The sequence below is a fragment of the Blastococcus sp. SYSU DS1024 genome (genome assembly GCF_054050795.1).
In genome coordinates this window covers 36996-49809 of record NZ_JBJHAA010000006.1, presented here as the reverse complement: position 1 = coordinate 49809, position 12814 = coordinate 36996, and the positions used below count along the sequence as shown (strand labels likewise).

Here is a 12814-nt window from a genome sequence, read left to right as displayed (position 1 = left end):
GGGCCCTTTCTCAGCGGGGCCGGAGCCCGGCGACCGCGTCGATGATGCGGCCGACCTCGTCGGCGGTGTTGTAGTGCATGAGCCCCAGGCGCACCGCGCCCCCGCTCTCGTTCACCCCGAGGGCGTCGAACAGTTCCCGGGCGTAGAAGTCACCGTCCCAGGCGCAGATGCCGGCCCGGGCCAGCTCCGCGGCCACCTGGCGGGGGCGCATGCCGGCGACGGTGAACGACAGCGTGGGGGTGCACCGCTCGGGCTCGCCGAGGACCTGCACGTGACGCATCGCCCGCAGCGCCTGGTCCAGCCAGTCGAACAGGTCGCCCTCGTGCCGGGCGACGGCGGCCATCGAGGCCCGCAGCCGGTCGCGGCGGCTGCCGATCGCCTCCGCGCAGAGGCCGGCCAGGTGGTCGACGGCGGCGCTCACCCCCGCGTACAGCTCGAACGGCGGCGCCCCGGTCTCGAACCGGTCGGGCACCCGGTCCGACGAGGGCAGCAGCTTGTCCGGCCGCAGGTACTCCAGCAGCTCCGGGTCGGCCACCACCGCGGCGACGTGCGGCCCGCACCACTTGTAGGCCGACACCACGACGAAGTCCGCACCGAGCGAGCCCTTGTCCACGAACACGTGCGGGGCGGCGTGCACGGCGTCGACGTAGACCAGCGCGCCGACCGCGTGCGCCTGCGCGGCGATGCCGGCGACGTCGGGCCGGGTACCCAGCGCGTTGCTGGCGGCGGTGACCGCCACGAGCCGGGTGCGCCGGTTGAGCAGGTCGGCGTACTGCCAGGCGGGCAGCTCGCCGGTCTCGATGTCGACCTCCGCCCAGCGCACCTGCACCCCGGTGGTCGCGGCCAGCTGCAGCCACGGCCGGATGTTGGCGTCGTGGTCGAGCCGGCTGAGCACGATCTCGTCACCGGGGCGCCAGGTGCGGGCCAGCGTGCGGGCCATGCCGTAGGTCAGCGTGGTGGCGCTCGGCCCGAGGACGACGCCGCCGGGCCGGCCGCCGACCAGGTCGGCCACGGCCGCCCGGGCGCTGGAGACCAGCGCCTCGGCCCGCCCGGACGCCGGGAAGACCCCGCCCCGGTCGGCGATCGGCATGCGCAGCGCGGAGCCGACCGCGTGGGCGACGTTCTCGGGGACCAGCGAGCCGGCCGGGCCGTCGGCGTGGACGTAGCCGTCGGACAGGGCGGGGAAGAGACCGCGGACCCGTGCGACGTCCAGCCGGCCCCCCGATGCCATGGGCCGACCCTAGTTCCCGCCCCCGGTCGACCCGCACCGTCCCGGCCCCCGGCGGAACGTCCGCGCCACCGGGCAGGATGGGCGGCATGACTGCACCGCAGAACGGCAACGAGCGCCCCCAGCAGGTCGTCGTGGTCGGGCCGGACGGGCGTCCGGTCGGCACCGTGCCGATGCCCCCGGGGGCCGACGACGAGGGGAACGGCGGCATGGACGTCGGCGAGCTGGTGGAGCAGCCCGCGAAGGTCATGCGGATCGGCACGATGATCAAGCAGCTGCTCGAGGAGGTCCGGGCGGCGCCCCTCGACGACGCCAGCCGCAACCGGCTGCGCGACATCCACGCCTCCTCCATCCGCGAGCTGGAGCAGGGGCTGGCCCCCGAGCTCCGCGAGGAGCTGGCGCGCATCTCGCTGCCCTTCAGCGAGGGCGAGACGCCCTCGGACGCCGAGCTGCGGATCGCGCAGGCGCAGTTGGTGGGCTGGCTGGAGGGCGTCTTCCACGGCATCCAGACGGCGCTGTTCGCCCAGCAGATGGCCGCCCGGGCGCAGCTGGAGGAGATGCGTCGCAAGGCCCTGCCCGGCGGCCACCCGCCGGCGGGCCAGCAGCCCGACTTCCGCCCCGGCGGCGGCCAGTACCTCTGACGCGCCCCGCGGCTGGGATCAGGTGACCTGATCATCGAGCGTCCTCCCTCACCGCGCACCGTGAGGGAGGACGCTGCGAGCCGAGGGTGGACGCACTTGTCCACAGATCGGCCCACGCCGTTCCCGCAGCTGACCGCCGCTTCCGACACTGGCGCGGTGCATCCACTGCTCGAGTCCGCCGCGCGACGCCGTGGCGGCGTCTTCACCGTCGCCGACGCCCGCCGCGCCGGCTACCGCCCCGACGAGATCCGCGCAGCCGTCGGATCGGGCGCCTGGCATCGACTGCGCCGCGGCATCTACGTTCCGGCCCCGGCGTGGGCCGCTGCGACGGGCGACCCGCGTGCCCGGCACCTCCTCGCGGCGGTCGCGGCGCTCACCGCCCTCGGCCCCGGGCCGGTGCTCAGCCACTCGTCGGCGGCCCGCTTCCACGAACTCGTCCTCCCCCGCGGCCTCGACGACGTCGTCCGGTTGACGGACCCGGACCAGTGGCGGGTCGGCGACGGCTACCGCATCGCCGCCGCCGCGCTCCCGCAGGGGGACGTCGTCGACACCGGCCCGTTCCGGGTGACGGGCGTCGCGCGAACGCTCGTCGACTGCGCCAGGGAGCTGCCCCTCGCCGATGCCGTCGTGGCCATCGACGCGGCCATCTCCCGGAAGCGTGTGCGCCGCGCCGAGCTGACGGCGGTGGTGCTCGAGCAGAGCCACTGGTTCGGCATCGGCGGCGCCGCGCGCGCCCTGGGCCTGGCCGACGGGCGGGCCGAGTCACCCCTGGAGACGCGGGGGCGGTTGGCCCTCCTGGACGCCGGACTGCCCCGCCCGGAACTGCAAGTGGACCTGCACGGGCCCCGGGGCTTCGTCGCGCGGGTGGACGCCTGGTACGAGGAGGCCGGTGTCGCCGTCGAGTTCGACGGGCGCATCAAGTACGAGGACCCCCACGGAGGACGCACCCCGGCAGAGGTGGCGTGGAAGGAGAAGCGTCGCGAGGACCGGATCCGCGACCTGGACGTGCGCGTGGTCCGCGTCGTCGACGACGATCTCCCCCGGCTCCACGGCCCGGCCGCACGCCTCCGGCACCTGCTGGCCCGACCGCTGGAGGGGCCGCGCCGTTTCCGGGCGCTCCGCCGGCTGGAGCCCGGATCCGATCCGGCCGACGCCGTCGCCTGACACCGGCGCCTCGAGGGCCGACCGCATCCTCCCCCGACGCAGAGCGTCCTCCCTCACGGTGTGCGGTGAGGGAGGACGCTCGATGATCAGGTCACCTGATCCCAGCCGATCACACGGTGAAGCGGGCGACCGCCCCCTGCAGCTCCCCGCTCATCCGAGCCAGCTCGGTAGCGGCCCGCTGCGCGTCCTCGACCCGCTGGTTGGTCTCCTGCGTACCCGCAGCCAGACCCGAGATCGCCGCGGCGATGTCCTGCGACCCACTGGCGGCCTCGGCCACGTTGCGGTTCATCTCGTTCGTCGTCGCCGTCTGCTCCTCCACCGCCGCCGCGATCGTGGCCTGGAAATCGTTGATCTCCCCGATCACCGCACTGATCCGGCTGATCGCCTCCACCGCACCCGCGGTGTCACCCTGGATCGCCTCGACCCGCTTGGAGATGTCCTCGGTCGCCCGCGCCGTCTCCTGCGCCAGCTCCTTCACCTCGCTGGCCACCACCGCGAACCCCTTGCCCGCCTCACCAGCGCGCGCGGCCTCGATCGTGGCGTTCAACGCCAGCAGGTTGGTCTGCTCCGCGATCCCGTTGATCAGCTTGATCACCGTGGCGATCTCCTGCGAGGAGTCACCCAGCTTCCCCACCGTCCGCGTCGTCGTCTCCGCCACCGTCACCGCCTGACCCGCCACCCGGGCCGCCTCGGTCGCGTTGTGCGCGATCTCCCGGATCGCCGACTCCATCTGCGACGACCCCGTCGCCACCGTGTCCACGCTCGACGCCACCGCACCCGCGGAGGTCACCACCTCGTCGGCCTGGCCGGCGGCGAGGCGCGCGTTCTCCCGCATGCCCTCGGCCGCGCCGCTGAGCTGGTGGGAGGCCGCGGCCAGGCGGGTGGAGGAGTCGTTGACCAGCAGCAGGACGTTGCCGATCGAGTCCAGCGTGTGGTCCAGCGACGCCGCCATCTCACCCAGCTCGGCGCCGCCGGTACGACCCGCCCGCACCGTCAGGTCACCAGCGGCCACCTGCGCGAGCACCTCGCGAATCCGCTGCACGGGCCGGGTCACGCCGCGAGCGACCACCATCGCCAGGACCACGGCGACGAGCAGGCCGGCGGCGATGATCAGCAGAGTGAGCGTCCGCGCCGTCTCGTAGGCGTCCTTGGCGTCCTCCGCCGTCGCCACCGCAGATGCGGCCGCGGCGTCGGTCGCCTCGATCAGCGACTCCTCGATGATGGTCTCGTTCTCGGCCATGGTCTGCAGCAGCCCCGGCATCGCAGCGGGGTTGGTCCCGCTGACCGCCTGCAGTTGGGCGAGGGCCGCGAGGTAGTTCTGGGTCGCCGTCGCGAAGGTCTCGTACGCCGCCCGGGTCGCCGCGTCCAGCGGCATCTCACCCACCGCGGCGATGTGCTCGGCGAGCGACTCGCTGGAGGCCGCGGTGCCCCGCTGCGCCTTGGCGATCGTCTCGGGGGGGAGCGTGGGGATGGAGGCCCGCGCGACGTTGGTCGACAGACGCCACCAGTCGCTCTCGAGCTCCTGCAGCCCGTGGAGCGGGACGGCACCGTTGTCGTAGACCTGCTTGGCCTGGTCACTGAGGGTGGACATCCGGTCGATGCCGAAGGCACCCACGCCCACGGTGGTCAGCGCGACGACGAGGATCGAGCCCAGCAGGCGGCCGCGCAGCCCGATGCCGGACAGCCCCCGGGGCTGCTGGTCGTACCGCGTCGGGCTCGCCGCGGTGTCGGGGTCCTGCACGCGCTCCATGCCTGCTCGCTCTCCTGGAAGTCGGTCGGTCGCCGAGGACCGTCGTTCTGCTCATCGGCAGGCGGAACGGCGGAGTGCACCCCAGTTGTGGAGCGGCTCCAGCGAGGGGGTGCGCCGGGACGCGCGACGGCGCCGTCCCCGGGTGAGGACGGCGCCGTCGGGCGTGCGTTGGCGGACTACACGGTGAAGCGGGCGACCGCCTCCTGCAGCTCCCCGCTCATCCGGGCCAGCTCGGCAGCGGCCCGCTGCGCATCCTCGACCCGCTGGTTGGTCTCCTGCGTACCCGCAGCCAGACCCGAGATCGCCGCGGCGATGTCCTGCGAACCGCTGGCGGCCTCGGCCACGTTGCGGTTCATCTCGTTCGTCGTCGCCGTCTGCTCCTCCACCGCCGCCGCGATCGTGGCCTGGAAAATCGTTGATCTCCCCGATCACCGCACTGATCCGGCTGATCGCCTCCACCGCACCCGCGGTGTCACCCTGGATCGCCTCGACCCGCTTGGAGATGTCCTCGGTCGCCCGCGCCGTCTCCTGCGCCAGCTCCTTCACCTCGCTGGCCACCACCGCGAACCCCTTGCCCGCCTCACCAGCGCGCGCGGCCTCGATCGTGGCGTTCAACGCCAGCAGGTTGGTCTGCTCCGCGATCCCGTTGATCAGCTTGATCACCGTGGCGATCTCCTGCGAGGAGTCACCCAGCTTCCCCACCGTCCGCGTCGTCGTCTCCGCCACCGTCACCGCCTGACCCGCCACCCGGGCCGCCTCGGTCGCGTTGTGCGCGATCTCCCGGATCGCCGACTCCATCTGCGACGACCCCGTCGCCACCGTGTCCACGCTCGACGCCACCGCACCCGCGGAGGTCACCACCTCGTCGGCCTGGCCGGCCGCCGCCCGGGCGTTGGCGGCGATGCCCTCGGCCGCGCCGTCGAGCTTCTGCGAGGCGTCGGCGAGCCGGTTCGCGGAGTCGCCGACCAGCCGCAGCACCCCGCCGATCGAGTCGAGGGTCCGGTCGACCGAGGCCGAGACGCGGGCCAGCTCGGCGCCACCGGTCGGGCCGACGCGCACGCTCAGGTCACCGTCGGCCACCCGGTCGAGCACCTCGCTGATCCGCTGCACCGGGCGGTTGATGCTGCGGGCGACCAGCACGGCCAGCCCCACCGACACGACGAGGCCGATCCCGATGACGAGGAAGGTCAGCGTGCGGGCCGCCTCGGCGGCGTTCCTCGCGTCCTCCGCGATGGCGTCGGCGAACTCCGACTGGGCATCGGCGGCCTCGGTGAGGGCGGCGATCGCCTCGATCTCGGCCGCGTCGAGCGCGGCGCCCGCGGTCTCCAGCTGCGCCAGCTGCGCCGGGTCGCCGCTCTCGAGGGCAGCGATGATCTCGCCGAGCACGGTGAAGTAGTCGGTCATCGCGGGCTCGAAGCGCTCGAAGGCCGCACGTGACTCGGCACCCAGCGGCTCACCGTCGACGAGGCCGGTCAGCTCCTGGATCCGGGCCTGCACCTCGGTGGCGCGGGCCTGGTACTGGGCGACTGCCTCCGGCTGGAGCCCGGGGATCGTGGTGCGCGCCGAGTTCGCCTGGTACTCCCACCAGGCTGCCTGCAGCAGCCGGATCTCGTCCAGCGGCACCGTGCCGTCGTGGTAGATCTGCTCGGCCTGGTCGCTGAGCACCGCCATGCGGGAAGCCCCGATGACGCCGACCGCCAGGGTGGTCAGGGCGACGAGCAGGATCGCCAGCAGGAGCCGGCCCTGCAGACCGACCCGGCGGAACAGCCCGCGCCCTCCTTCCGCCGAGGAATCGGAACCGTGCTGAGCGGTTGGTGCGACAGCGGCGTCCATGCCGAGCCTCCCGAGGGCCGAACCGCTCCACCGGCGGTCGTCCGCCCCAGTTCTCGGCAGATCGGGCGCCGGATTGAGTCGACCCAGGAGTGGAGTCACTCCAGCGGAGCGCCGGACGCCTAGAGCGACCTCAGGAAGGCGGCGACGCCGTCGTCGTCGTTGGTTCCGGTGACGTCGGTGGCGACGGCGAGCAGGTCGGGGTGCGCATGGGCCATCGCGACCGCGCGGCCGCCGCCGTTGCGCACCCACTCGAAGGCGGCGATGTCGTTGGGCATGTCGCCGAAGACGACGACGTCCTCCGGGCCGATCCCGTGCCGATCGGCGACCGTGGCCAGACCCGACGCCTTCGTCACCCCGGTCGCGGAGATCTCCGCGAGGGCATCCGTCGACGAGCACGTGACCGTGGCCCGGCCGCCGATGACCTCCTCCACCAGCGCCACGAACTCGTCGCGCGGCAGCGTCTCGTGGCGGGCCAGGAGTTTGGCGACCGGTTGCACCAGCATCTCCTCCAGCGTCGCCTCGGCGACCCCCGGCGCGTCGACGTCCCACCGCGGCTTGTAGATCGGCTCGTGGCGGAACTCCAGCCCGTACTCGACCGCGAACCAGGTGTCCGGCTGCCGCCGGCGCAGCTCGGCCGTGACCGACCGGAGGACGTCGGGGTGCACCGGCTCCTCGTGGATGATCTCGAAGCTCTCCAGGTCCAGGAGCACGGCACCGTTGCAGCACACCGCCGTCCCGTACCCGAGCACCTCGCGGATCCGGTGCATCCACCGCGGCGGGCGGCCGGTGGCCAGCACCACGGGGACGCCGTCGGCCCGCCACCGCTCGAGCTCGGCGACCGTCGCCTCGCTGACCGTGTCGTCCCAGCGCAACAGGGTGCCGTCCATGTCGCTCGCGATGAGCCGGGGCTTCCAGTCAGACATCGCGCATCCGGTCAGACACCGAGGACCTCTTCCAGGTAGCGGGCGACGCCGTCGGCGCGGTGGCCGCTGGTCACGTGGGCGGTGACGGCGCGCACCGTCGGGTGCGCGTTGGCGACGGCCACCGCCCGGCCCCCGGCCCCGGCGACCGCGGTCAGCATCGGCAGGTCGTTGGGCATGTCGCCGAATACGAGGACGTCGGCGAGGTCGACGCCGAAGCGCTCGAGCGCGACGGCCAGGCCGGTGGCCTTGGTGATGCCCGGCGGCAGCACCTCGATGAAACCGAGGCCCGCGTGGGTCAGCTCGGCGTCGGCCGGGTCGACGACGGACCGGGCGAGCGCCAGCAGCTCGTCCTGGCCGATGGTGGGCGAGCGCAGGAAGACCTTCAGCACGGCCTCGGCCGGCAGGACCTCGTCCTTGGCCACGAGCTGGGCGTCCTCGGGATAGGGCCAGTCGAAGCCGTGCTGCACCCGCAGGGCGCCGCGCGCCTCCCCCTGCTGGGCGGCGTCCTCCACCGCCAGCACCAGGTCGCCGGTCACCGCCTCGATCTGCTCGATCACGGCGGCCGCCTGGCTCCGCGGGAGGGCGACGGCGCGCAGCACCTCGTCGCGCTCCAGGTCGACCACGAAGCCGCCCTGCGACAGCACCGCGATGCCGCGCCCGCCGAGGGCGGCGCGCACGCTGTCGAGCAGCCGCGGGCCGCGGCCGGTCACGCCGACCACCGGGATGCCGGCGTCCCAGCAGGCGGTGACCGCCGCCCGGGTGCGCGGGCTGACCTCGCCGGAGTCGTCGAGGAGGGTGCCGTCGAGGTCGGTGGCGACCAGCTTGGGCCGCCACGGGCCGAGGTCACCGAGCTCCACGACCTCGTCGGCGCCGGGCAGGACGCCGTAGGCCGGCAGGGCCTTCGACGGTGAATCGCTCATGCGGACCGCCCGACGACAGTCGCGGGAGCATCGCAGCGAGCACTGCGCGCGAGGAGCGGACCGCGGCGCGGAGTCGGGCTCATGCCGCAGGGGGCGGGACGGGGGCCGCCAGGGTCATGCCGGGGGTCAGCGCCTCGACGCCGCCGAGCCAGGGCCGCAGCGCCACCGGGACGTGCACCGAGCCGTCGGCCCGCTGGTGCACCTCGAGCAGGCAGGCGATGGTGCGGGCGATGGCGCAGAGCGTGCCGTTCAGCGTGGCCGCCGTCTGGTTCTTCCCGTCCTCGTCCCGGTACCGGATGGTCAGCCGGCGGGCCTGGAAGGTGGTGCAGTCCGAGGTGCTGGTGAGCTCCCGGTAGGTGCCCTGGGTGGGGAACCACGCCTCGATGTCGTACTTGCGGGTGGCGCTGGTGCCCAGGTCGCCGGCGGCGATGTCGACGACGCGGTAGGGCAGCTCCAGCGCCTGGAGGAACTCCTCCTCCCACGCGAGCAGCCGCAGGTGCTCGGCGGCGGCGTCCTCCGGCCGGCAGAAGCTGAACATCTCGACCTTGTCGAACCAGTGCACGCGGATGATGCCGCGGGTGTCCTTGCCGTAGGAGCCGGCCTCGCGGCGGAAGCAGGAGGACCACCCGGCGTAGCGCTTCGGGCCGTGCGCGAGGTCGAGCACCTCGCCGGCGTGCATGCCGGCCAGTGCGACCTCGGAGGTGCCGACGAGGTACAGGTCGTCGCGCTCGATCCGGTACACCTCCTCGTCGTGCTCGCCGAGGAAGCCGGTGCCCTCCATGGCGCTGGGCTTGACCAGGGCGGGAGCGATCACCGGGGTGAACCCGGCTGCCACCGCCCGGCTGATCGCCAGCTGGGCCAGCGCGAACTCCAGCAGCGCGCCGGGGCCGGTGAGGAAGTAGAAGCGGGAGCCCGAGACCTTCGCCCCGCGCTCCATGTCGATCGCGCCGAGGTTCTCGCCGATCTCGATGTGGTCGCGCACCTGGAAGTCGTAGGTGGGCACCTCGCCGACGGTGCGCAGGGTCACCGCGTCGTCCTCACCGCCGGGCGGGACCTCGTCGGCGACCACGTTCGGGATGCGCAGGTGGACCTCCCGCAGCGCGGCGTCGGCGGCGCGCTGCGCCTCCTCGGCCTCCTTGACCTCCGCGGCCAGCGCCTTCGCCCGCTCCAGGACGGCGGGGCGCTCCTGGGGGCTCGCCTTCTTCACCGCCTGGGAGGCGTTCTTCTGCTCGGCCCGCAGGTCGTCGGCCCGCTTCACCGCGTCGCGGCGGGCGGCGTCGGCGGCGAGCAGCTGGTCGACCAGGGACTCGTCGGCTCCGCGGGCGCGCTGGCTGGCACGGACGACGTCGGGGTTCTCGCGCACGAGCCGGAGGTCGATCACGGGGACAACACTAGGTGAGCCGCTCCTGCGACGGCCTCGGCGACGAGAGTCGCTCCGCGAGGGGGTCGCGGCGGCGCGGGGCGCGGAGGGCTCCCGACGGCGGGGGGCGGACGCGCTCGCCGCAGCAGGGGACGGCCGTTGGCCGCGGTGTCGTCCGGAGGACGACAATGCAGCAATGCGCTTCCTGCAGCGGCCCTCGCACGACCTCACCTACTCCGACGTCTTCATGGTGCCCAACCACTCGACGGTCGGATCGCGGCTCGAGGTCGACCTGACGACGCCGGACCGCGTCGGGACGACGATCCCGATCGTGGTCGCCAACATGACGGCGATCTCGGGCCGGCGGATGGCCGAGACGGTGGCGCGCCGCGGCGGCCTCGCCGTCCTGCCGCAGGACATCCCGGTCGACGTCGTCACCGAGGTCGTCTCGTGGGTCAAGACCCGGCACCCCGTCTACGACACCCCGATCACCCTCTCCCCCACCTCGACCGTGGGCGAGGCGCTGTCGCTGCTCACCAAGCGCGCGCACGGGATCGTCGTGGTGGTCGAGGGCGACTCCCCCGTCGGCGTCGTCACCGACGGGCAGTGCCAGGGCGTCGACCGGTTCACCCAGCTCGCCGAGGTCATGACCCGCGACCCGCTCACCATCCCGGCCGGCACGGACCTGCCGAAGATCTTCGACGTGCTCTCCGGCGAGCGGGTGAGCGCGGCTCCCGTGGTGGAGGGCGACCGGCTGGTCGGCGTGATCACCAGGAAGGGCGCGCTGCGGTCGGCGATCTACACGCCGGCGACCGGCCCCGACGGTCTCCTGCTCACCTCGGCCGCCGTCGGCATCAACGGCGACGTCGCAGGCAAGGCCGGCGCCCTGCTCGCCGCCGGGGTGGACGTGCTGGTCGTCGACACCGCGCACGGGCACCAGGAGAAGGCGATCGAGGCGGTCCGCGCAGTGCGCTCGGTGGCCGGCTCCGTGCCGGTGGTCGCCGGCAACGTGGTGACCGCGCAGGGCACCCGCGACCTGATCGAGGCCGGCGCCGACGTCGTCAAGGTCGGCGTGGGGCCGGGCGCCATGTGCACCACCCGGATGATGACCGGCGTCGGCCGGCCGCAGTTCTCCGCCGTCGAGGAGTGCGCCGCCGAGGCCCGCTCGCTGGGCAAGCACGTGTGGGCCGACGGCGGCGTGCGGCACCCCCGCGACATCGCGCTCGCGCTGGCGGCCGGCGCGGCGAACGTGATGGTCGGCTCCTGGTTCGCCGGCACCTACGAGTCGGCCGGTGACGTGCACGACGACGCCGGCCGGCTGTACAAGGAGTCGTTCGGCATGGCGTCGGCGCGGGCGGTCAAGGCCCGGACGGCGACCCAGACCGGGTTCGAGCGGGCGCGGGCGGGGCTGTTCGAGGAGGGCATCTCGTCGTCCCGGATGTACCTGGACCCCGCCCGGCCGGGTGTCGAGGACCTGATCGACCAGATCGTGGCCGGCGTGCGCTCCTCGTGCACCTACGCGGGCGCCCGCACCGTCGACGAGCTGCACGAGCGGGCCGTGCTGGGGGTGCAGAGCTCGGCCGGCTACGAGGAGGGCCGGCCGCTGCCGACGTCCTGGTGACCCCCCTCCCGCTGCCGGTGTTCGAGGGGCTCGTCGCCGACGCCCTCGACCAGGTGCCGCCGGAGCTGATGGCGCTGCTGGACAACGTCGTCGTCCTCGTCGAGGACCGGAACCCCGACGAGCCCGAGCTGCTCGGGCTCTACGAGGGCTACGCGCTGACCGAGCGCGGCTGGGACTACGGCGGGGCGCTGCCGGACCGGATCATGATCTACCGCGAGGCGATCTGCGACATCTGCGAGACCGAGGACGAGATCGTCGAGGAGGTCACGATCACCGTCGTGCACGAGATCGCCCACCACTTCGGCATCGAGGAGGACCGCCTGCACGAGCTCGGCTGGGGCTGAGGCCGCCGGGCGGGGCGGGAGGGCGGTCCAGCCGCCCGGCCGGACGTGCAGCCGGGCCGCGGCGCGGCCCCAGGTGAGCCGGAGCGGCCTGACCCCCCGCCGTCCTCCCCGGGCCCGACCGGTCGGACGACACCGGCCGGGTAGCGTCAGGGGACGTGCCCGACAACAGCGCCGGCCGGTTGCCGATCAAGATGCTGCACGACCGCATCCTGGTGTCGCTGCGCCGCGAGGACGGCGAGCGCCGCTCCACCGGCGGGATCCTCATCCCGGCGACCGCGCAGGTGGCCAAGCGGCTGGTGTGGGGCGAGGCGAAGGGCGTCGGCCCGAGCGTGCGCCAGGTGAAGATCGGCGACCAGGTGCTCTTCTCCCCCGAGGACCAGCACGAGGTCGAGGTGCACGGCGAGGACCTGATCATCCTGCGCGAGCGCGACGTGCACGCCGTCGCCGCCGAGCGCATCGAGGAATCGACCGGCCTCTACCTCTGACGTTCCAGGCACAGGAAGCCATGCATGCGTGCTGGGACGCGGATCCGCATGCAGAGCCTGCTATGCCTGGGTCCCGTGCGGGCTCTCGCGGGCGTGCGTCTCGATCACCTCGGTCATCCCGATGAGGAACCGGCGGACGACGGCCAGCTCGTCCTCCGAGAACCCCTCCATCGCCGCGAGCAGGTCGCGCTGCAGCCCGCCGAAGAACTCCGCCCCCGCGGCCATCGCCTCCGGTGACATCTCCAGCGTCACCCGGCGGCGGTCGGCGTCGTCCCGCACCCGGCGCAGGTGCCCGGCGCGCTCCAGCCGGTCGACCAGCGCCGTCACCGACGCCGAGCTGAGCTCCACGGCCGCGCCGAGCCGGCCCGCGGTGAGCGCCTCACCGCGGCGGGCGGCGTCCATGACCGCGACCAGCGCGCGGACGTCGGTGCGCCCCAGCCCGTGCAGCCCGGCGAACCGCTGCCCGACTGCATCCAGTTCCACGGTCAGCCGGCGAAGGAGCAGCGCCAGCTCCTGCCGCGCGGGATCGACCTCGGCCACCGCAC

12 protein-coding genes are annotated in these 12814 nt (G+C 73.8%); 5 read left to right on the top strand and 7 right to left on the bottom strand.

The window, feature by feature from the left end; genetic code table 11:
* Window positions 1–10: 10 nt before the first annotated feature.
* Entirely contained in the window at window positions 11–1231 is a 1221-nt protein-coding gene (locus tag ACI79S_RS07555) for a cysteine desulfurase-like protein (protein ID WP_456592829.1), read from the bottom strand.
* Window positions 1232–1317: 86 nt separating this feature from the next.
* On the opposite strand from ACI79S_RS07555, the gene ACI79S_RS07550 reads away from it, so the two are divergent.
* Together ACI79S_RS07550 and ACI79S_RS07545 are read left to right on the top strand one after the other, a co-directional pair.
* Window positions 1318–1869: a bacterial proteasome activator family protein gene (locus ACI79S_RS07550; RefSeq protein ID WP_456592828.1), complete on the top strand. Its 552-nt coding sequence runs from the start codon at window positions 1318–1320 to the stop codon at window positions 1867–1869.
* A gap of 156 nt (window positions 1870–2025) precedes the next feature.
* Complete coding sequence (locus ACI79S_RS07545; protein ID WP_456592827.1) at window positions 2026–3033, top strand: type IV toxin-antitoxin system AbiEi family antitoxin domain-containing protein; 1008 nt, start codon at window positions 2026–2028, stop codon at window positions 3031–3033.
* A 109-nt stretch (window positions 3034–3142) separates the two neighbouring features.
* Here the strand turns inward: ACI79S_RS07545 and ACI79S_RS07540 are convergent, their stop codons facing one another.
* From ACI79S_RS07540 to serS, 5 genes are all read right to left on the bottom strand, one after another.
* Window positions 3143–4783, bottom strand: a complete 1641-nt coding sequence (locus tag ACI79S_RS07540; RefSeq protein ID WP_456592826.1) for a methyl-accepting chemotaxis protein — start codon at window positions 4781–4783, stop codon at window positions 3143–3145.
* A gap of 51 nt (window positions 4784–4834) precedes the next feature.
* The gene (locus tag ACI79S_RS07535; RefSeq protein WP_456592825.1) at window positions 4835–6616 is read right to left on the bottom strand and encodes a methyl-accepting chemotaxis protein; all 1782 of its coding nucleotides are present in this window, start codon (window positions 6614–6616) and stop codon (window positions 4835–4837) included.
* A 119-nt stretch (window positions 6617–6735) separates the two neighbouring features.
* Window positions 6736–7539 carry a Cof-type HAD-IIB family hydrolase gene (locus ACI79S_RS07530; protein WP_456592824.1) on the bottom strand — a complete coding sequence of 268 codons (804 nt, stop codon included), beginning with the start codon at window positions 7537–7539 and terminating at the stop codon, window positions 6736–6738.
* 11 nt (window positions 7540–7550) lie between these two features.
* The gene (locus ACI79S_RS07525) at window positions 7551–8459 is read right to left on the bottom strand and encodes an HAD family hydrolase (protein WP_456592823.1); all 909 of its coding nucleotides are present in this window, start codon (window positions 8457–8459) and stop codon (window positions 7551–7553) included.
* A 79-nt stretch (window positions 8460–8538) separates the two neighbouring features.
* Window positions 8539–9840, bottom strand: coding sequence for a serine--tRNA ligase (serS, locus tag ACI79S_RS07520; protein ID WP_456592822.1), 1302 nt, complete (start codon window positions 9838–9840; stop codon window positions 8539–8541).
* Window positions 9841–10015: 175 nt separating this feature from the next.
* Here serS and ACI79S_RS07515 point away from each other — a divergent pair, with 175 nt between their 5' ends.
* From ACI79S_RS07515 to ACI79S_RS07505, 3 genes are all read left to right on the top strand, one after another.
* Window positions 10016–11440 (top strand): GuaB1 family IMP dehydrogenase-related protein, encoded by a 1425-nt coding sequence (locus ACI79S_RS07515; RefSeq protein ID WP_456592821.1) that lies wholly within the window; start codon window positions 10016–10018, stop codon window positions 11438–11440.
* Window positions 11437–11784 carry a metallopeptidase family protein gene (locus tag ACI79S_RS07510; protein WP_456592820.1) on the top strand — a complete coding sequence of 116 codons (348 nt, stop codon included), beginning with the start codon at window positions 11437–11439 and terminating at the stop codon, window positions 11782–11784. Before ACI79S_RS07515 ends, ACI79S_RS07510 begins: the two co-directional genes overlap by 4 nt.
* 155 nt (window positions 11785–11939) lie before the next feature.
* Complete coding sequence (locus tag ACI79S_RS07505; protein WP_456592819.1) at window positions 11940–12269, top strand: GroES family chaperonin; 330 nt, start codon at window positions 11940–11942, stop codon at window positions 12267–12269.
* Between the two features lie 60 nt (window positions 12270–12329).
* Here ACI79S_RS07505 and ACI79S_RS07500 read toward each other — a convergent pair whose 3' ends face one another.
* A complete protein-coding gene (locus tag ACI79S_RS07500; protein WP_456592818.1) occupies window positions 12330–12809 on the bottom strand; it encodes a MarR family winged helix-turn-helix transcriptional regulator in 480 nt (159 codons plus the stop codon).
* Window positions 12810–12814 lie beyond the last annotated feature (5 nt).